General features: G+C 44.6%; 25 protein-coding genes. 13 read left to right on the top strand and 12 right to left on the bottom strand.

The genetic code is table 11. From position 1 onward, the window contains the following. Positions 1-78: 78 nt before the first annotated feature. Positions 79-936 (top strand): acetylglutamate kinase, encoded by an 858-nt coding sequence (gene argB / locus HQM11_19100; GenBank protein MBF0353146.1) that lies wholly within the window; start codon positions 79-81, stop codon positions 934-936. On the opposite strand, the gene HQM11_19095 is transcribed toward argB, so the two are convergent. From HQM11_19095 to cyoE, 7 genes are all read right to left on the bottom strand, one after another. Continuing rightward, entirely contained in the window at positions 933-1,907 is a 975-nt protein-coding gene (locus tag HQM11_19095; GenBank protein ID MBF0353145.1) for a L,D-transpeptidase family protein, read from the bottom strand. The genes argB and HQM11_19095 overlap by 4 nt on opposite strands. A gap of 702 nt (positions 1,908-2,609) precedes the next feature. Continuing rightward, positions 2,610-3,197 carry a heme-copper oxidase subunit III gene (locus HQM11_19090; protein MBF0353144.1) on the bottom strand — a complete coding sequence of 196 codons (588 nt, stop codon included), beginning with the start codon at positions 3,195-3,197 and terminating at the stop codon, positions 2,610-2,612. Between the two features lie 8 nt (positions 3,198-3,205). Beyond that, entirely contained in the window at positions 3,206-3,541 is a 336-nt protein-coding gene (locus tag HQM11_19085) for a cytochrome C oxidase subunit IV family protein (GenBank protein ID MBF0353143.1), read from the bottom strand. Between the two features lie 19 nt (positions 3,542-3,560). Continuing rightward, positions 3,561-4,133, bottom strand: a complete 573-nt coding sequence (locus tag HQM11_19080; GenBank protein ID MBF0353142.1) for a cytochrome c oxidase subunit 3 — start codon at positions 4,131-4,133, stop codon at positions 3,561-3,563. Between the two features lie 43 nt (positions 4,134-4,176). Next, the gene (locus tag HQM11_19075) at positions 4,177-5,880 is read right to left on the bottom strand and encodes a cbb3-type cytochrome c oxidase subunit I (GenBank protein MBF0353141.1); all 1,704 of its coding nucleotides are present in this window, start codon (positions 5,878-5,880) and stop codon (positions 4,177-4,179) included. Positions 5,881-5,922: 42 nt separating this feature from the next. After that, the gene (locus tag HQM11_19070) at positions 5,923-6,612 is read right to left on the bottom strand and encodes a cytochrome c oxidase subunit II (protein MBF0353140.1); all 690 of its coding nucleotides are present in this window, start codon (positions 6,610-6,612) and stop codon (positions 5,923-5,925) included. A gap of 170 nt (positions 6,613-6,782) precedes the next feature. Next, positions 6,783-7,694 (bottom strand): protoheme IX farnesyltransferase, encoded by a 912-nt coding sequence (gene cyoE, locus HQM11_19065; GenBank protein ID MBF0353139.1) that lies wholly within the window; start codon positions 7,692-7,694, stop codon positions 6,783-6,785. 245 nt (positions 7,695-7,939) lie between these two features. Here cyoE and HQM11_19060 point away from each other — a divergent pair, with 245 nt between their 5' ends. The 4 genes from HQM11_19060 to HQM11_19045 all read left to right on the top strand — a co-directional run bounded on the left by HQM11_19060 (position 7,940) and on the right by HQM11_19045 (position 11,049). After that, complete coding sequence (locus tag HQM11_19060) at positions 7,940-8,734, top strand: hypothetical protein (GenBank protein MBF0353138.1); 795 nt, start codon at positions 7,940-7,942, stop codon at positions 8,732-8,734. Between the two features lie 226 nt (positions 8,735-8,960). Then, complete coding sequence (locus HQM11_19055) at positions 8,961-9,692, top strand: hypothetical protein (GenBank protein MBF0353137.1); 732 nt, start codon at positions 8,961-8,963, stop codon at positions 9,690-9,692. Positions 9,693-9,730: 38 nt separating this feature from the next. Continuing rightward, on the top strand, positions 9,731-10,270 hold the full coding sequence (locus HQM11_19050; protein ID MBF0353136.1) for a hypothetical protein: 540 nt from the start codon (positions 9,731-9,733) through the stop codon (positions 10,268-10,270). Between the two features lie 230 nt (positions 10,271-10,500). Further along, on the top strand, positions 10,501-11,049 hold the full coding sequence (locus HQM11_19045; GenBank protein ID MBF0353135.1) for a hypothetical protein: 549 nt from the start codon (positions 10,501-10,503) through the stop codon (positions 11,047-11,049). Between the two features lie 19 nt (positions 11,050-11,068). Here the strand turns inward: HQM11_19045 and HQM11_19040 are convergent, their stop codons facing one another. The 3 genes from HQM11_19040 to lptB form a co-directional block, all read right to left on the bottom strand. After that, positions 11,069-11,770 carry a PspA/IM30 family protein gene (locus HQM11_19040; GenBank protein ID MBF0353134.1) on the bottom strand — a complete coding sequence of 234 codons (702 nt, stop codon included), beginning with the start codon at positions 11,768-11,770 and terminating at the stop codon, positions 11,069-11,071. A gap of 11 nt (positions 11,771-11,781) precedes the next feature. Further along, positions 11,782-13,506 (bottom strand): RNA polymerase factor sigma-54, encoded by a 1,725-nt coding sequence (gene rpoN, locus HQM11_19035; protein MBF0353133.1) that lies wholly within the window; start codon positions 13,504-13,506, stop codon positions 11,782-11,784. 395 nt (positions 13,507-13,901) lie between these two features. Next, positions 13,902-14,630: an LPS export ABC transporter ATP-binding protein gene (gene lptB / locus HQM11_19030; protein MBF0353132.1), complete on the bottom strand. Its 729-nt coding sequence runs from the start codon at positions 14,628-14,630 to the stop codon at positions 13,902-13,904. 112 nt (positions 14,631-14,742) lie between these two features. On the opposite strand from lptB, the gene HQM11_19025 reads away from it, so the two are divergent. The 4 genes from HQM11_19025 to HQM11_19010 all read left to right on the top strand — a co-directional run bounded on the left by HQM11_19025 (position 14,743) and on the right by HQM11_19010 (position 18,068). Next, positions 14,743-15,063: a zinc ribbon domain-containing protein gene (locus HQM11_19025; protein ID MBF0353131.1), complete on the top strand. Its 321-nt coding sequence runs from the start codon at positions 14,743-14,745 to the stop codon at positions 15,061-15,063. A 183-nt stretch (positions 15,064-15,246) separates the two neighbouring features. Beyond that, positions 15,247-16,560, top strand: a complete 1,314-nt coding sequence (locus HQM11_19020) for a VCBS repeat-containing protein (protein MBF0353130.1) — start codon at positions 15,247-15,249, stop codon at positions 16,558-16,560. 97 nt (positions 16,561-16,657) lie between these two features. Then, positions 16,658-17,602 (top strand): calcium/sodium antiporter, encoded by a 945-nt coding sequence (locus HQM11_19015; protein ID MBF0353129.1) that lies wholly within the window; start codon positions 16,658-16,660, stop codon positions 17,600-17,602. A gap of 16 nt (positions 17,603-17,618) precedes the next feature. After that, entirely contained in the window at positions 17,619-18,068 is a 450-nt protein-coding gene (locus HQM11_19010) for an OsmC family protein (GenBank protein ID MBF0353128.1), read from the top strand. A 157-nt stretch (positions 18,069-18,225) separates the two neighbouring features. Here the strand turns inward: HQM11_19010 and HQM11_19005 are convergent, their stop codons facing one another. Further along, positions 18,226-19,146, bottom strand: a complete 921-nt coding sequence (locus HQM11_19005) for a methionyl-tRNA formyltransferase (GenBank protein ID MBF0353127.1) — start codon at positions 19,144-19,146, stop codon at positions 18,226-18,228. Between the two features lie 77 nt (positions 19,147-19,223). On the opposite strand from HQM11_19005, the gene HQM11_19000 reads away from it, so the two are divergent. The 4 genes from HQM11_19000 (at position 19,224) to HQM11_18985 (ending at position 24,186) form a co-directional block, all read left to right on the top strand. Then, a complete protein-coding gene (locus tag HQM11_19000; protein ID MBF0353126.1) occupies positions 19,224-20,600 on the top strand; it encodes an SEL1-like repeat protein in 1,377 nt (458 codons plus the stop codon). A gap of 126 nt (positions 20,601-20,726) precedes the next feature. Then, entirely contained in the window at positions 20,727-22,376 is a 1,650-nt protein-coding gene (locus HQM11_18995; GenBank protein ID MBF0353125.1) for an acetyl-CoA carboxylase carboxyltransferase subunit, read from the top strand. A 74-nt stretch (positions 22,377-22,450) separates the two neighbouring features. After that, on the top strand, positions 22,451-23,134 hold the full coding sequence (locus HQM11_18990) for a hypothetical protein (GenBank protein MBF0353124.1): 684 nt from the start codon (positions 22,451-22,453) through the stop codon (positions 23,132-23,134). After that, entirely contained in the window at positions 23,107-24,186 is a 1,080-nt protein-coding gene (locus tag HQM11_18985) for a hypothetical protein (protein ID MBF0353123.1), read from the top strand. The genes HQM11_18990 and HQM11_18985 overlap by 28 nt, the downstream gene beginning before the upstream one ends. 219 nt (positions 24,187-24,405) lie before the next feature. Here HQM11_18985 and HQM11_18980 read toward each other — a convergent pair whose 3' ends face one another. Then, positions 24,406-25,644 (bottom strand): 50S ribosome-binding GTPase, encoded by a 1,239-nt coding sequence (locus HQM11_18980; GenBank protein MBF0353122.1) that lies wholly within the window; start codon positions 25,642-25,644, stop codon positions 24,406-24,408. Positions 25,645-26,055: the final 411 nt, after the last annotated feature.

Below are 26,055 nucleotides of genomic sequence, written 5' to 3'. Positions count from 1 at the left end.
GGCTGTACTCAATTTTTAGAACTAAAATCGCATTGAACCATTTGGTCATACAAATCAAAATATTTTCCGGAGATTCTCATGGTTGACATTACAAATCAGGATAAAAAAGAACTGCTCATTGAGGCATTATCGTACATTCAGTCTTTCAGAAATAAAATCGTTGTTATTAAATATGGCGGAGCCGCCATGGTGGATGAAACGCTTAAAAAAGATTTTGCTCATGATATTGTGCTCTTGCAATCGCTGGGTTTAATGCCAGTGATCGTTCATGGCGGTGGCCCCGAAGTCAGTCGTGCCATGGAACAATTGGGACAGGAAGTTACCTTTATTGACGGTTTACGGGTCACTAGCCGTGAAAACCTGAAAGTTGCGGAAATGGTGCTTTCCGGGACTATCAATAAAGAAATTATTTCCCATCTGAATATGTTTGGTGGGAAAGCCGTCGGCTTGAGTGGAAAAGATGGACACCTGATTGAAGCGCAGAAAAAAAGCCACGAAAAAGGCTATGATCTTGGCTATGTCGGCGAAATTAAAAACACGAATCCAGAAATCCTCAGTGTCTTGCTACGAGAAGGTTTTTTACCTGTTGTGTCACCGATTGGTATGGGTGACAACGGATTGACCTACAATGTCAATGCTGACACCGTCGCCGCATACATCGCCTCAGCACTTAAAGCGGATAAAGTAATTTTTCTGACTAATGTGGATGGAATTATGGAAGAAAATCAACTGTTAACAGAATTGACATCCCAAGAAGTTGAAGCAAAAATAGTTCAGGGAGTGATTTATGGGGGAATGCTGCCTAAAGTGCAGGCTGCATTGCATGCCATTCACCATGGCGTCAAATCAGCTCACATCATTAACGGGAAAGATCCTCACTCTGTTATTGCGGAACTCTTTACACACAAAGGTATCGGAACCAAAATCGCAGATTAAAGTGATTCTTCCTGTGTGTTGAGCTTATAGGCATAATGATTGAAGGATGGCTTGTGCGGGAGCACTGCTTCCGGTTCCCAGTTTTCACTCAGTATTTTGTATAATCCTGCTTCCTGAACCAGATAAAGTTGTTTTTTTCCGACATCTCTGGTTCGGTCAGAGGTAAACCGCTGTAAAAACTGAATAGAATACAAATCTTTTGATTTCAATATTGAAATATCGGAGACCTCTACTCTCCGGTTCGTATTCAGGCTATTGACAACCTGCTTATATTCCTGCCATTGCCTGTAATTAAATCGGGGCGTCTGAAAATCCTTTGAATAGAACGAAAGAAAATTCGCCAAATCATCCGATTCCCAGGCTTTCTTCCAGTAATCCAGAAACGTCAGTATTTCATTTTGTTGCCGTTCTATTTGATCAGGAGTCACATAGTTTACTTTTTCTTCAATAAGAATCGGGGTTTGACCAAATTCGATATAACGTGAAATTTCTGCCAGATCTGAATTGCTGGTTGAAACACAACCACGAGTTGCTGAAGGTTCGCCTTTATCGGTTCCATGTAACCAGATCCCATATCCGCTTTTATTATACAGCAGTTTATCGATATAATTAGGATAGTTCAGTTCAAACGCTCCTAAACCATAAATGGCAGCACTATCCCCATATTGACTCACCAATTCATTCCCTGTCCAGCCGTTATTAAGCCAGTAAATACCTAAGGGCGTTCGTTCATCACCTTCTTTGAATTTATCCCCTTCCTTCTTTCCGGTTGTGCATTTATATTGAGCAACTTGTCCCCATTGTTCCTGATAACGATATACCCTGACCTCACAACCCGACTTGTCCACTATCAGAACGTGCTTTCCCGGGTAATTGTAATACACAAGAGAATCGGGCAGCAGGTTTTCCCCTAAAACCAGTGATGGCAACATGATTAGAATCGCACTGAGTCCCCACAGTATGCATTTCATAAAACAGATCCATAGATTTATTAAGTAATTTTCGACATCTGTCATTATCCTGTTTACAGTTTTTCATCTCGACGAAGGAGAGATCATATACACCAATCTTCAAGATCCCCAGTCTCTCGGACCTCGTTCTGTCGGGATGACACATTCAAACTGTTAACTACTTTTCATAATTTCTGAAAGAGTGCCTAATTTTCAATGGAAAGTTATTTTTACTAACAATTTTTTTCACTTTATCCAATCCAATTCTTAATTCCAGAAGAATTATTTTTGCACTTTATGCGAAAACAACGCCAACATCAGAAAAACTCATTAAACTTTTCCAAGCGTTACAATTTAATTCGGTGAGATCAACACCAAACTCTTATTTTGGGGTTATTTCAGATTTGTTGCGGTAGCAGTAATACAGGGATCCTACAATTCCTCCAATCAGCAAAAGGGGTAAGAGACTAAGCCCCACTGTTGTCAGATAAAAGGCCATAAGAGATTCTCCTTTGGCTGAAAAGCAGACAGAACAAGCCCACAGGGAATTGGATCCCCCGTAAAAGAAAATGGACATCAATGTCAAAGTTCGAATAAAAAACGAAGAATTTAATACAGGCATATTTCTCCATGGGAAAAATGGGGCTCGTCTCAAACCACTGAATCCTGTTATCTTCCATAAAACGCCTTGAGATTACATGCGTTTAAGAGAAAATTACCCTTCTACAAAAGATACACAGTCACATACAACAGCGGCCACAAGGCTACTACAAAATACCAGAAAATTTGAGGAACAACAAAGGATGGGTGCATACTGGCAACATCATTTCGTACTTTGAACAGCAGTTGCATTAGTGCCATTAAGCCACCAAGAACATGGAGTCCATGGCATCCAATAATCAGATAAAATACTCCACCATAAGCACTGGATGTCATGGTCAGACCAAAGCTGATCAACTTGACCCATTCATATCCCTGCATTCCAACAAAAATCATACCTAGCAGAACAGTGACAGTCAATAACTGAACTGTGCGGGATTTATTTTGATGTTTAAAATGACGATATGCGAAATGGAGAACCACAGCACTCAACAACAGGATGACTGTGTTTACGGCTGTGGCTTCAACCGGAAGGCGAGGCTGTCCCCAGGGTGGCCATTCTGGAGATCCGGCCCTTATAATATAATAGGCTGAAAGCAGAGCTGAAAAAAACATCATCTCTGCGGCAATAAAAATTAAAACCCCAACCACACCACTGGGAACTGGTGTTGAAGACCGGGTTCTGGGATGCGTTTGCGGGATATTGACCAAGATACCTCCTATAAACGTTGCTGAACACAAGAGTGGTCAGCCATACAATTTTTCCAGTTAGTCCCTTGCTTTTTCATGATATCAGGAGCCAAACCTGTGAATAATACAATCAATGCCAAAACTCCGCAAAACATCGCATACCAGATGTAATGCTTTTCAATTTTCAGATGCATGTAATAAGCGGCGACAGTCAGTGCTTTCACCAGTGCAATTCCAAAAGCCGTTATGAGTGTGACAATCGGGTGTCCCAACATCGGTCCGGCAACGCTGATGATGAATAAAATCAAAAGAATCACCCAAATTTTAACAGGATGAGGATGGGTGGAATTGGTTTCTTCAGACATAATTTCTCCTTATCAAACATTATTTAGCGATGTAAAGTAACGGAAACAGGAAGATCCAGACAATATCTACAAAGTGCCAGTATGCGCCAATCAGTTCAACTCTTTGAAAGTTTTTCCCTTTTTTCACATCAAAAGAAATAATGGCCATAATCACCATTCCAGCAATCACATGCAAGCCATGCAAACCGGTCGCAATGAAATAAAATGACCAGAATACATTCTTGGTGATAGTGAAGCCATGATGGATCTCTGTTGTATATTCAAAGGCCTTGACGCATAAAAACACACCGCCCAAAGCAATACACATCCAGAGGAATTTAAACGCTTTGGCTCCATCATGATCGTGTTCTGCGGCATTGTGCGCAATAACTACAAACAGACTCGATGTCAGCAAAACCAGTGTATTGAGTGCGCCAGCCGGTGTGCTGGTATGCGATGCATACTCAGCCCATTCCGGGTTTCCAAGTCTCATGAGCAGATAACAGGTCACAAGACCACCAAAAATAACAATTTCTGAAATAATGACCCACCACACGGCCAGACGACCGGTAGGGATTCCTGTTGCGCTTCGTGTTGTTGCAATAGGTGACATACTCCTCCTTGAAAAAACGATGAATGATTTAATTCCTTAAAATTTAACTAGGCTGATTTTGTGGCCAGAAATCTTCCTTGCGTCCCGGAACACTGTATTCATAAGGACCTCGATAGACAGTTGGCATTTCAGCAAAATTTCCATGAGGAGGAGGGGATGCGGTGATCCATTCCAAGGTATTAGCTTTCCATGGATTTTTTCCGGCGTCTTCTCCGTTTTTGATACTTCTGACAAAATTAATGATGAATGGGATCTGTGAAATCAGTAATCCAATCAAACACATTGTGGCAAATATCCTCAAATCCTGCATTCCAGCCAAATCAGGAAAATTTCTGTAGTCATAAATTCTGCGGTGTTGCCCGGCCAATCCAAGGAAAAACAAGGGGATGAATATTCCATTAAAAAAGATCGTGGTTCCCCAGAAATGCAATTTCCCAAGAGTCTCACTCATCATTTTCCCAAACATTTTGGGATACCAGTAAGTGATTCCGGCAAAGCCGCCAAAAAACACTACGGGGATCAATGTATAGTGAAAATGAGCAACTACAAAAGTATTGTCATGAAAATAGACATCCAGTGCGCTGGCTCCGAGATAAATTCCGGTCACGCCACCCAGCAGAAACTCCGCGATCATCCCCAAGGCCCAGAGCATGGGTACTTTAAATTCAATACTGCCACCGTACAATGTCGCAATATAAGCAAAAAAGATTACCGCGATAGGTATGGAAATCAAAATGGTGGTAAAGCTGAAAATGGATGCCATGCGCGGATCAATACCTGCAATAAATTGATGGTGCGCCCAAACGATCATACTCAGGATTCCGACCATGAATGTTGTGTATACAATCATCTTGTAACCGAATAGTTTTTTTCTGGAGAACACGGTGATGATTTCCGCGACAATACCCATTTCCGGTAAAAGAATTACGTAGACTTCAGGGTGTCCAAAAAACCAAAAAAGGTGTTGCCATAATACAGGATCCCCCCCACCGGAAGGCACAAAAAAACTGGTTCCAATCGTTTGGTCAAACAACAGCATCACAGCGCCAGCAACCAGTGGACCGACGGAAAACATAAATAATACCACCGCAATGTTGATCATCCAGACAACAATGGGAATATCCATCATTTTCATTCCCGGAGCCCTGGAGTTCATGGTTGTTGTGATAAAATTAATTCCTCCAAGAAGAAACGCGACAATTTCAAGTGCGACAGCCAACAACCAGATGGATGCTCCCCATGGAGTCAGGTTGTATTCCGCACGGGCAGAAAGTGGTGGATAGGATGTCCATGCGCCACCAAAGGCTCCTCCTGGAACAAAAAATCCGACAAACAGCAACACAGTACTAATAAAAAAGATTTGATAGGACAACCGGTTCAATCGGGGAAATACCATGTCGTCACAACCAATCATCAGGGGAATCAGGATGTTTCCGAAGGCTGCGACCAGCATGGGCATGGCCACCCAAAAAATCATAATGGTTCCATGATTGGTGATCAACGCATTATAGCTTGCTGGTGAGACATGACCAAAACCTGGCACAGACTCTCCCGGAAAGGCCAATTGCATCCGGAACACATATGCGAAAAAACCACCCACCAGAGCCATGAACAGACCAGTCCACAAATACTGCAAACCAATCATTTTATGATCCAGTGGAAAAATATATTTACTCCAGAAATTCATTTCGTGATCATGACCATGACCATGATCCGAGGGATGAACCTGATGATCTGTTTTACTCATTGATCCTCCTTATCAAAGTTAAAATTAATTCTAAGCACGAAATTATTTGGATGCTACATAATTTTGCTGTTTTTGAATTTCTTGAGCCATCCACGTCTCATACTGTTCTTGCGTATCAATAAAAATTCTGGCTCCCATCAAACCATGACCAATACCACACATTTCAGCACACTGGATATCATACTCACCTGTTTGAGTGGCTTCAAACCAGCCTGTGATGGCACGGCCTGGAATAGCGTCCTGTTTTAGACGAAACACTGGTACTGAAAAATTGTGAAGAACATCACGAGACTGTAATTCATAATGGGTTGTTGTGTTAACTTTTACATGCAATTCATTGACTGTTTCGATATCATCAGAGGTATCCAGCACTCCATCAGGCCCGGGATGCACAAAAACCCAAGTCCATTGTTGCCCGATCACGCGTACTTTCTCTGTTGCCTGTGGAAGTGTTTCCTTGATTTTTTGCCACACACTATGAGTTCTCAAATCAATACTGATATCACAAAGTATCACAAAAAAGAGCGGTACAAAAATCCAGGCCATCTCTTTTCTGGACTCACCCGCAATATATTGAGCTTTAACGCCTTTTTTGCGTCGGAATCGAAATATTAAATAGAACAATAACAATTCAGACAGAATAAACCAGAATCCGACCAAGGTCGTCACCAACCAGAATAATCCATCTATGTCTCCACTGAAGGTTGAGGCACTGACTGGAAATATGTTCATATTTTCTCCCTAATGTTTGATTGATAAAAATGATCAAATGGCCATGGCTTACAAAACGTACAACACCGTGGCAATAATAAACCCAAAGCAACAAATCAATGTCGTTTGAAATGACTTTTTTGCCAAGTCGTCTGACTCTGAAATTTCTGACATAAATCTCCCGATTATGATCAAGTTAATATTGGCATTCGATCCACCACCATCACAGACAATAGAATTGGCAGATAAATGATTGAGATGATAAACACCCAGCGGGCGCTGATATTATCTCTGAAATAATAAAAACGTCCCACACCAAACAAAAAAATACCGCCCAGTATAATACTGGTCAGCATATAAGAGTCTCCGCAAAATCCTGTCATATAAGGGATAATACTAAAGACAATCAAAGGTAGTGTATTGAGCAACATCTGTTGGGCTGTCGCTGAACCTTCATTATCCCCCATCGACAGCATTTTGAATCCGCCCTTCTGATAATCATCACGGCATAACCATGAAATGGCAAAAAAATGAGGTAATTGCCAGAAATAAAGAATCCCGAAGGAACAAAGCGCGATGGTTCCCATTGAATTCTCAACCGCAGTCCAGCCCATGACAGGTGGCAGAGCACCGGTGATGGCTCCAATCCATGTATTCAGAACACTTTTCTGTTTCAATGGCGTATACCAGAATAGATAAATTCCCCATGACAAAAAACCAAGGAGCGCAGTCAAAGAATTCACCGCCATGGCAAGATAGAGCAAGCCTGTGACAGAAATGGTCACGCCAAACAACCAGGCCTGTTCCCTCGATAATTTTCCTGAAGGGATGGGGCGTTCCGCGGTTCGGCGCATTCTGGAATCCTGAGCCCATTCATACCACTGATTCAGCGAATTCGCTCCGCCACCAAGTAGCGTGGTTCCCAACAGCAGATGAAACATCAGCAACCATTGATGATCCTGACGGACAGCAAGCAGAAATCCGACCAGCGTGGTCATTACCACCAGCATGAGCAAGCGTGGTTTGGTAAGAGCCAGATAAGACACACTTTTAGAATAAGTCATGGAAATGATATCATTTGCCACCATGGCCTTGTTTTTCATAAAACCCATGTGAGTTTGGACTCTGCTGGAAAGCGCAGAATGATGACGCATCAGGAGATGCACGACTGGGAAATTTGCGGAAGTACTACAGAAGGTTTTTCCCGATAGCAAGACAAAAGCTTATTCTTTATAATCCTGAGCTGAACTTCATTGAGAGAGATTCTCTACTTGAACAATCTCTATGTTTTATCTATTCTGCACGGGATTAATCAATTATTTCTACAAGCATCCATCAAGGTTTAATAATGTCCTCAGAAAACACCGCCTCAGCTCCTGAAAAAATTAAAATATCCTCCAAAGGCAAACGTGTGTTTGGTTTTTTATTTGATCTCATCATCGGAGTGTTGATGATCAATAGCGCCAATCAACTGTTCAAACCGGATAATTGGGATTTGAGCACAACACCCCAATCTACCAATCTTGTGGTTTTTTATGGTGGACTGCTGACATGGCTTATTCTTCGGGATATTTTTCCGTTCAACAGTCCCGGTAAACTGATTCTGGGCATGAGTCTGCGCAACCTGAAAGCTATTGAAAACCAACCCGCCTGGTTTACAAAAATATTTAGGAACCTGTTTCTGATCTTACTGCCTGTAGAAGTCCTATTTTTGTTGATGGACCCCTATGCCAGGCGATGGGGTGATAAAACAGTTCAGTCTGTGGTGATTGATCATCCCGGAGCTTTGCGTGTTCCGATGCGATTACTGCTGGCAAATCTGATCCTGTTTGGTTTTTTCTTTGGAGCCATTTTATTTCAGGACAACATCATCAAAAAGTCCTCCGCCTATCAAACAGCTCTTCAGCAATTAAAGCATCATCAACCACTGCTGGAACAAATTGGCGATTTTGAGGAATCAAAAAAACCGGAAATGGATTTTGATTTCAGTGCCCAGCCACCTACCGCGAAAATCCAGATCCAGGTGAAAGGCAAACTGGGATCAAGGATTGTGAACATGAATCTCCTCCGACAACCCTCTGAACAAACAGAGGAATGGCATATCCTTCAAATAGAATTAAGTCCGCAAGAAGAATCTCCCTGAGCCGCCAATGTCAACCACTCAGGCACTTCTTCTCGCTGAATGATACAGTTTCCACAATATCAGTGGTTTGAGGCCTGATTAACGACACGGCCTGATACCTTCCCGCCTCAAGGAAAGCCCGGGTTCCATAAAAATCATTCGATGATTAAAGATTTTTGAAGTTCTGCCGATCTAAAAACCAAGGGAATTTCCATCCTATCTCTAATCCGGTAACAACAAAGGTTTTATGCGTAATTTCATTCTGCTACTGATGGGACTGCTCCTGTTGACAGGAACAGCCTATGGCGCCAAAAAAACCAAAAATATGAAACTGGGTCTCAATCGGTTCAACAGTGATATCAATTATCTGTATGAAACGCAGCGGTTTGCTGATGAAACCGCTGAAACAGCCGAGGAACCTGTCATGGAAACTTATACCGGTACCATGATCGCTACCGATCTGATGTTCGAGTGGATCATGTTTGGTGTGGTTGGTTTTGAGGTGGACATTGGCACCACCCCCAGCAGACAGAACTTCACTTTTTTCACCAGGAGTCTGGATGATCAGGACACTAAAATCGGAGATGTTGTTCAAACCGTTCAAACAGGTGTATTGTCCGGATTGAACATGTATTTCGGCAATCATGAAAGTGGTGGATGGAAACCATTTTTTGGAGTTCTGACAGGAACTTATTTATCAACACAGGCTTTCAGTAATGGCGGTGAACGGGACGATGACCAGTATGATACGCTGACAGGATTCCGTAGCAATCAAAGTTCCACCATCACCATTCCTGCCCAGGTTCTGAAAATCGGAGTGGACTGGATTCTGGAAAATGTGGGAATGCGATTTCAGTTTTTGAGCATCACGGCCGAAGCCACTTCCAGCAGCCTTCCGACCACCCGAAATAATCAGGTGCAGCATGAGGCCGTTTCATTGACCGGAGGATTCAGCGTTGCCGTTTTTGCTCATTGGTAAATCGTTGTTTAATCGTCTTGCCACCTTGGGGACCGGCCATGAGAACCTTCCTGTTTTTAAGTTTTATGCTCTTTTTAGGGCTTATCCTGAGTCCCTCTCTGCTCAATGCCCGTACTTTTTCCCTGGAAACTGACGTTTATGCAGCCAGTCAACCCTCTCTCCGGCGGGGACTCGCCATTGAAGTGTGGTTGTTTGACTTTATCTCCCTTGGAACATCCCGTGACACAGAAAATCTGACCGATGAGAATTTCAAACATACTGTAGAAAATTCGCAACCACTTTATCTCAGAATCCAGCTTGGTGGTTTTTTTGCGCGTAGCGGGACTTTGGAGAGTTTGCACAGTGTCCAACTAAAAAACAGTCTGGAAAACTCGATTCAGGGAAGAAACAGAACCGCATTTCTGACAGGAGTGCGTTCCAGCGTGGGATATATGTTTGAATATAGTATTTATCTTTTTTCTGTTGGCTGGCAGGAGGAATCCACAAACTCAGAAATCTTTACTTTTGATGACGGATCTTCAATAGTTGTGGAACGTCAGTATTCCAATTTAATGGTTATCCTGGGGTTTATGTTTTAACTCGACAGTGGAAAGTTCTCAGCTTTCAGTTCTCAGTATTTTGAACTGATTGAAATTATTATTATTTTATATATAAGCATAAAAGCTTCTTTGAAAGTTTGATATTCAGAAAATTTTCATTTTCAATGAGATACAAAAAACTGAAGGCTGATAACTGAAAACTTACAACTCTTGAGGTTTTAAAATGAGCAATAAACTTCTGAAATTGAAACTCCGATAGAACTAAATATATGATTGATTCAACAGCTATGCTTCCCACACCTCACTGGGATGAAGACCTTCACCAAAACATTCTTCACGCACTGACCTATTGCTGGAACAAACGTTATTCCTGTCGTAAATTCCAAAGAGACGCAAACTGGAATAAACTCGCCAACTCATTGTGCGATATCACTGAAACGCTGGCCCATTCTTTTTCGCACCTTCTGGATGAGGACCTCGCCAATGATATTGAGGTCTTAAAGGCCCTGCAACTGGTACAGTCGCCCAATTTGCAGATCACAGATGGCTTCATTCAGGAATTTGACTACTGGAAACAACGTAATCTTCAGGATCTGCCTATGATTGAACCCGATCGACTTCAACGGTTTTTTATCATGGTGGATCTATTGCTGGATAATACCGAATTGAAGCATTTAAGCCTGAAGCATCAGACAATAAGCACTGCGGATCCTGCCGTAGAACGTCGATGGATGATTATATGGGGATTATTTGGAATTTCAGGAGGATTATTTGTGTTGTGGCAATTAGGTTTGTTGCTCCTGGAAAGGCTCCCATAGATTCCGGGAGCCTTCTGTTTCAGGAATTTTTGTGTTCAAGCAGTCCTGCGCGCTTTTTCAATTCCAGTAATTCCATTTCGACAGAGCCTGATGTGGGACTTCCGAGTTCCGCAAATTGTTTTTCCAGACTGTCTTTTCCAGAGTCCAGCGACAGTTCCTGATACGCTTCTGATTTAGCCTGCATCTGTTCAACTTTTTCTTCCATCCGATCAATAGTCGCAATCGCGCCGCCAGAGTTTGTTCCCATTCCTTCCAGGGTTTGGTAAAGTTGTTGCGAGGCCTGAGCCTGTTTTTGTTTTGCCACCAGCAACCCTTTTTTGCGTTTGATTTCTTCAATTTTATCTTCCAGTTTCTGATATCCATCACGCAAAGCATCTGTGTTTCTGGTGTGCAACTGAACCTGTTTTTCAAACTCCATGGATCTCTGTTCATGCTCTTTTTTGCGAACCAGTGCTTCCTTGGCCAGATCGTCCTTGTTGTGCTGAATCGCCAGAATCGCTTTTTGTTCCCATTTCTGGACTTCTTCCTTTTCCTTCACCAGATCCCGTTCAAGACGTTTCTGGTCTGCCAGAGCATGAGCAATCTGTTCCTTGGCCTGGCGTTTCTGGTCTTCCAGATCAGAAATCATTTGGGTCAACATTTTTTCAGGATCTTCCGCTTTATCCAGCAGGCTGTTTATGTTGGATCGGATCACATTCCAAAATCTTGTAAACATATTCATAAAAACTCCGGTTAAAATAATTGTTTGCGTTTGTTGGAAGGTAAAATATTCAGGGCTTCCCTGTATTTGGCGACTGTTCTGCGTGCAACTTTGATATTGCTTTTCTGATAAAGAATATCAGCAATCTGCAAGTCTGTGTAAGGTGATTTCAGATCCTCTGACTGCACCAGTTGTGTGATCATATCCTTGATTCTTTTGGATGAAATAGCCTCGCCACCTTCGCCCTGGTCAATACCGCTTGTAAAAAAATATTTCAGCTCAAAAATGCCTTGAGGGGTATGCACATATTTATTGGTGGTGATCCGACTTACCGTGGATTCATGCACGCTGATGTCTTCAGCGACATCCTTGAGAACCAGAGGCTTGAGATAATTGATTCCCTTGTCAAAAAATTCGCGCTGAAATTTCAAAATACTTTGTGTCACACGGTAAATGGTTTTCTGACGCTGTTCAATACTTTTCATCAACCATTGGCCTGATTTGATTTTTTCCTGAATATACTCTTTGGTCAGATTGCCGTCTTCAGCCATCTGATCTGCCAGCGATTTATAATAATGGCTGATTCTTAACCTTGGAATTCCCTGTCCATTGAGTGCGACTTTATATTCCTGATTGGATTTGTAAATATAGACATCCGGGACAATGTAATGATGTGCGGGTGTTGAACTGAACAGACGACCGGGTTTGGGTTCCAGCGTCATTATTCCGCGATATGCTTCAATGACATGATCCAGATCCTGCTTGTGACGTCGGGCGATTTTTTTCAGATCTTTGGATTCCAGCAGTTCTATGTCACGTTCTACAATCTGATAACTCAAATCATTTTGCAGGCCGGCATTTCGCAGTTGAATCAGCAGACATTCCTGCAAACTCCTTGCACCGACCCCACTGGGTTCAAACTGCTGGATCTGCCGCAGGATCCTTTCCACATAAATAGCGGCATCCATCGACATTGGCACAATAGCTTCTATTTCCGGTTCCGGTGAATCCAGGTCCTCATCCAATTCTTCGAGGTCGAAATCCTCATCCCACTCATCCACCATCTCGTCATCCATTTTCTTTTTGCGTTTGCCTGAATCGTGTGAGGCACGTTCGACTTTATATTTCAGATCAAACAATTCCACAGGAAATTCCGCCCATTGAGATATCGGCGTTTCGAATACTTTTTCAAGAATCGCCTCTTGAAGTTCGTTATTGGATTCCAGTAATTCCCGAATACTGATAGCCAGATAGCCATCATCATTGATATTCCCGACCAGATATCCTCCCACTTCCATTTCCAGCGGATCAAAGTCCCCCATTCCCAGTTGCCATGCCAAATGATCCACCAGTGATTCTGTCCGGGTTAACGTGGCTTCAAAGGAAGGAAGTTCATCATCTGACACATTATGTTTGCGGTCGTTATAGTTTCCATCAAACTCCAGATATTGCTGCCAGTCGATTTCTTCTGGTGTTGACGAAGAATCCTTTTCAACCTCTCGTACTGATTCAAACACTTGAGGTTCTTCCGTAACCACATCAAAATTCTCAGTCGAATCAATATCCTGCCCTTCTTCCGCAGGAAACGTATCAATATCCATGGATTCTTCCAGAACAGGATTTTCTATAAGAGCCTGATTGACAAGATCTTCCAGTTCTGTTCTGGAGAGTTGAAGCAACTTGATGGCCTGTTGCAGTTGTGGGGTCATGATCAGTTGCTGGCTTAGCCGCATCTGCAACTTCATTTGCATTGCCATAGGGATTCCTGTTCATCCATGATTTTGTGTTCTGTTTAATTTATCCTTAAGGAATACTCAACATAACGTAAGCGCTCAGCTATCAGTATTCAGCTATCGGTGTTTATGCGCTTCAGAAGCATTATGACTCAATAGCAGATAATATTGTTTGGCTTCCAGGCCTTGAGAATTCTTGAAAACTGACAGCTAACGGCTGAACGCTTACACAATAACGTCCATAACTTTTCAAAAAACATTTCACGCCGGGCATTCGTAGAGACGTGCTATAGCGCGTCTCTACAGACCTGGGCAAGGGAAGTGTGGTAAAAAACTTTGGGCAGTTATTCTTTTGTCGTTCCTAACGTAGTTTTGGCATAAGATATCAGGTTGGAAAAGTCAACAAGATGCGCACAAGATTACATTTCAAAGCCTTCACCTAAATAAACACGACGCGCCTGTTCATCGACGGCCAGTTGATCGGGTGTTCCCTGCACCAGTAAGTCACCTTCATTCATGATGTAACCCCGATCAATAATCCCGAAAGTTTCCCTGACATTATGATCGGTGATCAGCACCCCGATATTTTTTTCACTCAACTGGCGAATGATCTGTTGAATATCCCACACCGCAATCGGATCTACTCCGGCAAACGGCTCATCCAGCAGGATAAAAGATGGTTGCAGGACCAGTGCCCTGGCAATTTCAGCCCTTCGGCTTTCGCCTCCTGAAAGCGCGAATCCCTTGATTTTCCGGACATGATAAATTCCGAGTTCACGCAACAATTCCTCAAGACGCCTGTTTTTTTCAGCCCTGTTGATTTTGAGCATTTCCATGACCGCCAGCAGATTTTCCTCAACAGTCAATTTTCTGAAAATCGAGCGTTCCTGAGACAGATAACCAATTCCCGATCTTGCTCGACGATGCATGGGATATTGGGTGATATCCAGATCATCCAGAAAAATACTGCCAGTGTCCGGGCGAATCACACCGGCAATCATATAAAAAGTTGTGGTTTTGCCTGCGCCATTAGGTCCGAGAAGTCCTACAACATCCCCCTGCGCGACTTCAATGGAAACCCCTTTCACCGCACGTCGACCTTTGTATGTTTTTACAAGTTCTTTGGCGATCAATCGTTTTCCATTCATGAATAATCCCTATGTTTTTATAATTGACTCTTAGCACTTGTGATAATAGAGTGCCAAATCATATCATCCTGAGAAGGGTCCGAATAATAATGGTTTCATGGAGAGAGTCAATATGCCAATTTATGAGTATTCATGTGGTGATTGTCATCATGAATTTGAAGAGCTCCAAAAATTCAGTGATTCACCCACAGAAACGTGTCCTGCCTGTGGAAAACCAACTGCTACCCGCAAAGTTTCAGCCAGTGCTTTTCATTTGAAAGGTGGTGGTTGGTATAAGGATGGCTATTCCCAGAGCGGCACGTCTTCAGAGGGCAAAGGTAGCAGTACTAAAGCAACTTCATCTGCAGAGAGCGGAAACAGCGGCAGTGAGGCGTCCAAGGCAACGCCTGCCGCGGCACCAAGTACCAGCGCCAGCCCCACGCCAACTACATAGTCAAGTAAGTCTCCCGTTCTTCAACGGGAGATTTCCCTTCCCTGCCTCTCGTCCATGATAAAACTCTTGCTTCCTCTGATATGATGGTTCATAAAACGGAATCATCAATGAACATGTCACACTCATGTTGTTGAGAGTCACCTTCATGATTTAATTTCAGGCCCCTTCTTTCCAAGGATCGTTGTGAATTCAAGCCGGTATTTTTCCCTGTTGCTTATTGTTTCCACGCTGTTTTTAGCCGATTGTGCCTCGGATCATCGTAATGAAGCACCATCTCCCGAACCCTCCGCAACCACGGGTACGTTCTTCCAAACGCCCTACGAAATTTCCGCTGGAGAAAACCCGATGTTTATCACCTCTCTAGGGTGGAAGGGGGGGAGTCACATCGATGGCATTGTAGTCACCTCACCGTTGACCCAGCCCACCGCTGATTTACTGACAGACCGAACCATCCGCCTTCACAAAACCATACCGGATATCGATTCAATGACTCCGGTAGAAGCCTTGCTGGAAACTGAAACAGTTTATCCCTTTTCAGACCCGAACAGCATCATCCTTTGGCGTCAACACATGGTTTCAGGTCAATTTGACAATGATACCGATGGCTTTCAGGATTTTGCGGTTTCAGATACAAGTTCGTCTACGGTCACACTCTGGAATGGAGTGGGGGATGGTGCTTTCCTCAAATCGCTGACCTATGTTGTTGAAAGCCTTCCCTTATTTCTTGCGACCGGAGACTGGAATCATGATCAGTTCACCGATATCGCAACTGTAAATTATGGTAGCAACACCATCACCATTCTGTTCAATGATGGTAATGGCATTTTTTCTAACCTTCCTGTCGCGATTGTAACAACCGGTGTTCTGCCAATCCGGGTTATTGGCGACGACTGGAATGGCGATTCCAGCCTTGATCTCGCTGTTTTGTCGCAAGATCAAAAACTTCTTGAAATCTGGAAAAACCCCGGCAATGGCCGTGATTTTGAAAAGGTTGTCACCATGACACTCAGCGGGATTCCTCAAGACATGAAATCCGGAGACTGGGATGGTGATGGCAAGAGCGATCTGGCAATCACAACGCAAGCCGCTGAGACCTTGACCCTGCTGTATGGAAACGGGGATTTTTCCTTCAGAAAACTGGAAATTGGTGCGGGAAATGGTCCGGAACAAATAGTCATTGCGGATTTGAACAAGGATAACTTCTCCGATTTTATCATCGGAAACAGTTTTATTTTTACCACGGTATCACTCTCTCGCAGAACAGGGGATATTGCGTTGATTTTGAGTCAGCATCAGGGAAATCAGGAAATGATCACAACACAGGAGGCCTTTATCTCGCGGTTTATCGCGGCGACAACAGCTCCCATGGGAAGTCCTCCGGCCTTTCTTCATGTGAATGATATCAACGGGGATACCTTCCCCGATCTGTGGATTTCACTGCCGTTCAGAAAAACCATGGCTGTGATGCTGGGACAAGCTTATTCATTATCTCAATAAATGTTATCTTTGCTATTGCGTTGTGAAAAAAAAATGTCAATAAAAGAAGTGTATTCTAAATCCCTTACAATACTCACCTTTACTTGAAGGAATCACTATGATGGTTGTTTACCTGATCGCCGGGTTTATTATTTTAACAATCGGTGCTGATATTCTGGTCAGGGGCAGTTCTGCGCTAGCCCTTAAATTTGGTGTTCCCCCGCTGATCATTGGTCTGACGATCATTTCTTTCGGAACAAGCGCGCCGGAACTGGCGGTCAGTGCCAAAGCATCCCTCAGTGGCAACGGCGCGATTGCCCTTGGGAATGTGATCGGTTCAAACATTGCCAATATCGCGCTCATCCTTGGCCTTACCGCACTGATCCGACCCCTGAAAGTTCAGGTTCAGGTAATCCGGAGAGATATTCCGATCATGATTGGCGTCTCCGTTTTCCTTTGGATCCTGCTGCTTGATCATACCCTGCAATGGTGGGATGGTCTGCTGTTGTTTTCGGGTATTATCGCCTATACCGTTTATAACTACATTCAGGGAACGAAGGAAAAAAATCCTGAAGCTGAAGGTGAAATCACTGAGCAGGCCGGCGGACTCAGCGAAAAAACATGGCTGTGCGGCATCCTGATCGTGGGTGGCTTGATCATGCTGGTGGCCGGAGGTTCACTGTTCGTTGATGGCGCCGTGGATCTCGCCAAATATTTCGGGGTCAGTGATGCCATTATCGGATTAACGATTGTCGCGGTAGGCACCAGTATGCCTGAGTTAGCGACTTCCATCACCGCGGCTTTGAAAGGTGAGTCGGATATGGCTATCGGTAACGTAGTGGGATCCAATATTTTCAATATCCTGGGCATTCTGGGTGTTGCGTCCTTGCTGGGACCTATTTCATCGGAAGCCTTCAGTCTTGTGGATTATGGTGTGATGCTGGTGACAGCTCTGTTTTTGTTGCCACTGGCATGGAGCGGACTTGAAATTGAAAGGTGGGAAGGGGTTGCGCTGTTGACAGGATATGGTGCCTATCTGACCTACCTGGTCATGAACAATTGATGTTGAAAGGTTTTTTATGTCTGAACACAAAACACAGCTTGTCTGGCAACGAACCACTGCTGATTTTGATTGGAAAACTTACAACCGGGAACACACAGTTCGTTATAAAAATGGACAAACCATTTCAGGCTCTGCCGCAACCGCGTTTTTCGGTTCGCCAGATTGTGTGGATCCTGAAGAAATGTTCACAGGTTCGCTTTCCAGTTGCCACATGCTCACATTCCTGGCCATCGCTTCCAAAAAACGGTTCATTGTCGATGCTTACAATGACGAAGCTACAGGCTATCTGGAAAAAAACGAAAGCGGCAAAATGATGATGACCCGCGTCATTCTTCGACCGGACATCACCTTTGGTGGTGTCAATCTGCCTACAGAGCAGGAACTTCATGACATGCATGAACTGGCTCACAAGCAATGCTTCATTGCCAGTTCTGTGACCACCGAGATTGTGATCCAACCGTTATAACCTCACAACGGTTAAAAGGTGGAACCAGGCAAAATGTCATTCCATGCTTGACACGGAATCCATGGGTATGCGGCGCTCTGTGGACTCTGGATACCGGATCAGGTCCGGTATGACACAACTCTTTAAATTCCAGATTTCACCCGTCCGAAGTATAACCTCACAACAACTGACTGCCGATCAAATCCGGATATCCTCTGGCAAATGCTTCGGCAGACATCAGTGCTTTTCCTTCCGGTTTGACTTCCAGAATTTGCACACTGCCTTGCCTTGTTCCGACGATCATGCCGGAATTCACCACACCAGGCACTAATTGATCAGGCCGAACGGATAATTTTGTGATCTGGAGGCGTTTTTGTCGGGTATCCATGGTATAGATTCCCGGCCATTGAGAGTAGGCTCTCAATTTACGTTCAATTTGAATTGCGGACTCCTCATTCCAATTGATTTTCCCCTCTTCTTTTTTAATGATTTTACACAATGTCACCTGCGACTCATCCTGAACACGTCCTTCAACCATGCCATGCTCCAGATTTCTGATCAGGGTTGCGGTCATCATTCCAGAAATTTTGCCAAGACGCTCGCTCAGGGATTCAAAGGTGTCTGCGGGCAAAACGGGTTCCTTCTCAGAGCGCATCACCACGGGTCCCGCATCCAGTTTCAGCACCATCCGCTGGATTGTGACACCTGTAACCGAATCTCCCGCCAAAATGGAAGCCTGGATCGGACTCGCCCCCCGCCAGCGTGGCAACAACGAAAAATGAGAGTTGAAGCACCCCTTCAGCGGGATATCAAGCAGTGTCTGAGGAAGAATCTGACCGAAAGCACAGACGATAATCACATCCGGATTAAGTTCCCGAATTTGATCCAGAAACACGGAATCCCTGATTTTTTCGGGGGTTTCCACACGCAACCCGGCGTCGAGCGCAAATTGTTTCACGGGAGAAGGTGTCATGATTTTTTTTCTTCCAGCAGGACGATCTGGCTGAGTATAAACAGCCTGCACCATTCCACCAGCCGCCATAATACCAACCAATGAAGGAATCGCCATTTCAGGAGTACCCATAAAAATTACATTCATCTTGACCTCTGCCGTGAAAAAATTGAAAGATACGTTCTGGAAATCATTACCTCAACCTGTTTCAGGAAGCAACCTCCATGAAAGTTTTTATTTGTCTGGGAATACTCTTCTGGAGCTTTTCCGCAATGGCTCAGGAAGAACTTTCCTCCGAGCAGATGTATAATAAGGCCACAGCCTATCTTCACGGCACAGACAACATGCTTCAGAACTATGAAAAAGCCGTCGAGTGGTATCAAAAAGCCGCAAACCAGAATCATCTGGCCGCGATGTATGAATTAGGCCTCATGTATTATTATGGAAGAGGCATTCCCCAGGATTATGAAAAGGCCGTAGAATGGTTTGAAAAATCAGCCCGCATGAACTATCCGGAAGCCCAATATTATATCGGATTCATGTATTATTATGGCAAAGGTGTCGCCCAGAATTTCACCACAGCCATTGAATGGTTTTATAAAGGCGCTGAAAAAAACCACCCATCCGCACAATACTACCTGGGATTCATGTATTATTATGGAAGAGGCGTGGCCCAGAATTATGAAACCGCCTATAAATGGTACATCAAAGCCGCTGAAAAAAATCACGTTTCGGCACAGTATTATCTTGGTTTGATGTATGAACAGGGGAAATATGTGGAACAAAATATCCCGATGGCCGCCGGATGGTTTGAAAAAGCCGCTGAACAGGGCGAACTCAACGCAAAACGACATTTATCAAATTTACAACAAAATCCAAATGTAACAATCATTCCGCCGACACCAACAGAAAAACCTGTTCAACCCGTATTGCCAGCCAGCCAGATTTCTGAAAAGCCCACTCAAGCCACAGACACCGGACTTTCTTCGAAAACGGAAGAGGCCAAGGCAATCATACCCCCTCAGGCATCAGAAGTTAAAACATTGCCTGACGGTGATTGCAGTGCCCCTAAACCGAAGCACCTGTACAAGCATTGTGATTTTCAGGAATCCAATCTGTCTGGAGCAAACTTCAGTTTTTCAGATTTATCTGGTGTCAATTTTTCCAAGGCCAATCTGGAAAAAACAAATTTTACCGGTGCTAATCTGTCACAAGCCAATTTATCCAAAGCAAAACTCAAGGAAGCCGTGCTGGAGAATGCCATTTTGGAAGACGCACTCTTACTGGGGGTTAATATGGAATTGATCAACGGACAGGAAGCAAACTTCAATAAAGCGCAGCTCAATGGATCCTTCGCGTACCATGCGGATTTGAATGGCGCCACGTTTATCAATGCCGATCTGAGTGGCATCTTTCTGACAGAAGCCAATTTGAATGGCGCTGATCTGGAATCAGCCATTTTGAGACAAGCCCGCATCAAGGATATTCATTTAAGACGGGCAAATCTGAAAGGGGTGAATCTGAATGGATCAATAGGACTTCCAGATTGGTTGATCCCGCTCCTCTCGCCTGAAGGCGATTATCTGATGGAGACTGAATAGTCCTGAAGAAAAATATTTCTCTTGAAAACAATACCGGAATCATTTTAAACAAGGTTGACCAAATCAGCCTTTATCAATGTACTCTCACCAATTTTTTTTCAATTAACCCGTTCCTGTGAGGCCTGCATGCAAAAATTCAGTCTGGACAATCCGTTTGAAATAGCTCCCCCTCCACGCACTTTTGTCAATCTGGCGGAAGAAACTTATGATTCCATGGTAAGCCGTGCGGAAGAACTTATTGAGAAACCGCAGTTGGGCGGCGGGCCTGACCGTGTTCGCGTTCAACATATGAAAAGCAGAATGACTGTCTGGGAACGGATCAAGGTTCTCACACATGAAGAACCACACATTACCTTTCAGAACTGGGGACCCGAACTGGATGGTGCCTCCATCGTGACTGGAATTTTGAATATTGATGGTCGGGATGTCGCATTGTATGGCCATGATTTTACCGTGAGAGCCGGTTCCATGGATGCCACCAATGGAGCAAAACTGGCACGCCAGATTTTAATGGCAGGCGAGCATGGAATCCCCTTGATCGGAATGAATGATTCCGCTGGCGCGTATGTTCCGGCTGGGGTTGGTGGACTGGATGGCTATTCCGAGGCCTTTTGCGCCATGCGAAAAATCAGCGGTGTTGTTCCTTCGATTATGCTGATGTTCGGCTACAATGCCGGTGGTGGAGCCTATCTCCCACGGCAGGGATCTTTTCTGATTCAACCGGGCAATACTTTTTTTGGACTGACAGGTCCGAATGTGGTCAAGGAAGCAATGGCCGAAGATATTTCAGCAGATGACCTCGGCGGACCTAAAGTACACTCCCAAAGTGGTGTTGTAGACCTGACCTCGCCTGACGAACTGGCTGCGCTACGTACAACCTTGCGTTTGCTGGGTTATTTGCCAAACAACAATCATTCGTCACCCCCGTTCAAGCCCAATTCCTTTTCAATGAATGATTTCATTGAGGAAGAATCCAAATTACTGAGAAAGAGTTTCACCCATCCTGTGACAGGCTTCAACACGCCTTTCGATATGAGACTGTTCATTCAGCAGTTTGTGGATTATGGCGATTACTTTGAAGTTCAACCTCAGCGTGCACGTCAGGTCATTACCGCGTTTGGCCGTATTGGTGGCCATGTGGTCGGGATCATCGCAAACAACAGCCTTGTCGCTTCCGGCAATATCGATGTTCATGCGGCCCGCAAAGCCGCAAAATTTATCCGCTTCTGCAACATCTACAACACACCCACTATCTTTCTGGAAGATGTCGTTGGTTTTGCGCCCGGCTCAGAGCAGGAACACAATGGAATTGTGCAGGCGGGTCGTGAATTACTGGATTCCATCGTCGATCTCCGGGTTCCCCGCATCACCCTGATTTTGCGTAATGCCTTTGGCGGGGCCTATGCCTCCTGGAACAGTTATCATGTGGGCGCTGATTTTGTGTTTGCGTTACCCACCGCGCGGATTGCGGTCATGGGGCCTGCCGGACGACAGTTTGTGTATAAGGATGAATGGAAGAATATCTTCAAATCCCATCAGGAAAATCTGAAAAAAGGCATGCCGGTGGCCGAAGCCAACGCACTGCGTGATAAAACCATGCAGGCCCTCACAACCCGCTATGAAAAAGAATTGATGAACCCTGAAGAAGCGCTGAAGTTGGGTTCAGTGTCTCGCCTTGTTCTGCCAGGTTACAGTCGTAAGGTTCTGGGCAATACATTGCTGTATCTGCTGAGGCATTACAAACCATGCGTCATGAGTGGCCCGCAACGTGAATAGGAAAATACCTGAAAAAAACTTCCGTCATGCGCCTGTCATGACGGATCATTGTTACTTTCCAGGTTAAGGGTCGCATGGATGAATCACAGGAAAAGAAAACACTGAAACTGTCTCTGCCATTTCCCGTTTGGCAGAGATTGTCTTTATACTCCAACCGGTTAGGTCTTTCGAAAGAAGAGACCATTGAAAAAATTCTCGTGCGTTATCTGCCCGATGTGACCGGTAATCTGTCACGCACCATGGAGTCGCTGTCTGACGGTGAAATAGAGATTTTAAAGAAATCATTTTATCTCGTTATTTTTCTGGTCAGCTATGCCGACGCTCACATATCCCTTCAGGAAAAAATGAGCATTCAGCGCGGATTGAACAAATTGCGGGAATTATTTGGTGACCGGTTTATCAAACTGATGGTGCTTGCTCCTATGGAACAAAAAGAACTGTTCCAGCAAATTAAAAGAGGAACGTCAGAGGATATCATCCTGCATTTATTGAGCTTAAAACGCTTGCTGGATAAATTGCCTCCGGCCTTGGTGACAGAATATAAAAAAGCCTTACTGGAGATTTCGATTGATGTCGCCTCAGCTTCAAAAACATCGTTGCTGTCCAGTGAACGGATCTCCAAAGAAGAAAAAACAATGATTTTTACAATCATCTTTATTTTGAATATTGATATCACTCCGGTCGCCTCTATTTTTGACGACGAGTGGGTGGAATTACAAAGGATTCACACATGGAAAACCAACCCAACAGCTTCTTGAACACTCTTTTTTCAACCAAAGGTCTCATCATCATTGCCCTGTGTCTTGCTGGATACTGGATTTTTTTCGGGGGAGACAAGGAAAAAAAACAACTCGCCTATGACAGCGACAGTCCGCCCATTGGTATCAGTGACAATTTCAGTCAGGAAGCGCTTGATAAACTGGGCGTTGACCTCACGCAACATCTGGATCCCAAACTTGTGCCCGCCATGGTTGCGGACGCCTTGAAAGAGACCTCGGAAGCAGGTGTTGGCGAAGAAGAGTTTGTGAAGGTTTTTATCAGCAATCTTTCCAATAAAATTAAAAATGTCAGCACCATTGACCTGAATGAGGATGGATTGGCAGATCCTGTGCTGATCATTCCCCAGGATTCTTCTGAAGGCGGCGACTTTCTGCAACTGTCGATCCGGGTGCCTGATCCCTCTGAAGTCACCTCCTATCCACCCTCCAGCGATCAGGACGCATGGCGGGATATTGTAGAAAATAAATCCATTGAAATCATGACCGCCTCCGCTGTCAAGGAGGACGACAACACCATGAACGCGCAGGCCGCCGCAAACCCCCAGGTGTATACAGGGGCACCACCGTATTATCATCACCATGTCGGTTTCGGGCAAATTCTGTTGACTTCCATGGTGATGCACTCCCTGTTCACACCACGGTTCTATGGTCCCTCATTTTATGGTGGTTTTTCACCGCCGGTTCCCGTGACTACCGTGCAGTCAAATCGTTCCGCGGTGACATCTTCAACCACTCCGGCACAAGCATCAAACACCGCGGCAAAAACCAGCACCGGGAAATCTGTGAGTTCCAACAATTTCAAACAGGTTCCACCAAAATCACTGAATCAGATCAAATCAACACAGTTCAAGGCTCAAAATCCCGGCAGGACCGCAGGAGGCTTTGGCAAACCTTCGACACCAGCCGCTCCAAAACCAAGTCAGGTCGCACCAGCTCCCGCTCCCAAACGACAGGGCTTTGGTTCGTCCAACAAGTCTTCATTTGGTGGGTCAAAAAAGAGTTTTGGTGGCTTTGGAAAGCGGAGACGGTAGTCAGTCGCTTTCGCATAATTTGGAAGTGGTGTCGTCCCGACCCACAGGGGGAGATTTTGAATATCGCAAAATCAGTAGACGGTAGCATCGGGTTACGTCCCGATGCGATTCCACGGTTTGTCGCCCTCCCCGGGACGTAACCCGGGGCTACCATTCCCGGTATGTCTTTTCCGGTTTTCGCCTTAAAACGTGGTGTCCAAGATCTTGTCTTTCATCGGTCTATTCAGTGCTTTGTTCTTGGGAACGATCCATTTTTTCAGGGTGCCAGGGCAAAAGATAGCGTTTCAACAGTTCCCGTCCTTCCTCAAACTGTTTTTGATACAATTCCTGAAATACTGATTTATCCGGCAGGGAATCTTCGGTGTAATAACTGAAATAGGCACAAAGGGTCTTTCCCAAAGCATAGGTTGTGGCGGCAGAATAAATACCGCTGACAGCCGAGCCAACACCGGGAATGATTTTTGCCAGCTCCCGTCCACCAAGATTAAGCACCATTCCCAATCCCAGCGTTCCGACAATCTCCGCAAATTGCTGAACATTGAGTTCCCTTTGGTAAATTGAGGCCAGGGTCTGGAACATTTTAAGCGTGATGGACATGACCAACGGCACAGACACAAAAGGCACAGGCACCAGGCCAGAACCTCCGGCCGCCAGAGAATAGGCCACGATATGGTTATGCGCAGAACGGTTATAGAGATCAAAAAAGTCTTTGCGGTAATGCGGTGCCGTCTGGATCATGGCACGCAATCCAAGCGGCAATGCTGTTTCGATAGCGGCCCATAGTGGATCCAGTCCATAAAACTGGGGGACAAAACCATCTTCCGGCAAAGTAAAATCAACCGGAACAAACCGGGCCTTCAACCCCTGAAACATTTCACGTTGTTTGAGCAGAGAGCGAACCAGATCTCTGGGCAACTGAGGGGACCAGGGTTCCTGTTCAAACGGATAGGGCATGTAATGGGGGGTATTGGGATTGATATAGCCTTCATGCAGACAGGTCTGAACCACCAGGATCGGCCACTCCGGATGTTCTTTGGCAATCGTTTTCAGCGGTTGAATCACATGCTCCTGGGCATGATCCATGGCTTTGACCACCACCAGTAACAAATGGGCCTGTGTTTTATACAGGTTCATTTCTTCTTTCGGATCATAGCCTGACTCGCCGATGCCTCTGGTATCCAGAAACCTCACAAAACAATTTTCTTCCATGGGAAAATCATACAGCACGGCAGATTGAGTGCAGGGGCGAATGCCATCGCCAATCTCACTCCGGCTGTTCTGAGTCAAGCCCCGAATGAGAGATGTTTTGCCCGATTGAGTTTTTCCCAATAACCAGATGACCGGAACAGGCAATTGTTCCTGAATGGTTTTCAGATGCGCTTTCAGTTCTTCATCTGTAATTTTTGGAAACAGAAAACGGTCTTGAAACAACTTGGTTAGTCGTTGCATGGGAGCCATGTGAAAACGGTTCAGTGCTTAAATTTCCTGAAAAACAGGTCGATCCTTTATTCAGGTTTGACGGCTGTTTTCTTCTAACCCATTTCAGACAACAAAACAAGAAATGGAAATCACTATGAACGATTTCCCTCAGGCCCACCTGTCATCCCACATAGCGAAACACAATGGCTGACATATCATCCTCCTGAGCCAGGCCTTCCGCAAACTGTTCGACCTGTTTCAGCAATGTTTCCAGCAGAGATTCCACTTCCATCTCACGGTTTTCCTGCATGAACTGACTCAACCTTACTGTGAAAATATAGGCAATGAGGACAGAGTTCCACTGTGCGAGTCAGAAGGCTCACTATCCAAGGTATAGATGGACCATTATTGAGTGGTTTAGTTCTGCAGTTTTATCTTTGGCAAATAGCC

This window comes from SAR324 cluster bacterium, from assembly GCA_015232315.1.
In the GTDB taxonomy this organism is placed as follows: domain Bacteria; phylum SAR324; class SAR324; order SAR324; family NAC60-12; genus JADFZZ01.
Note: the sequence above shows the minus strand (reverse complement) of the source record. Positions and strands in the feature narration are given on the sequence as shown.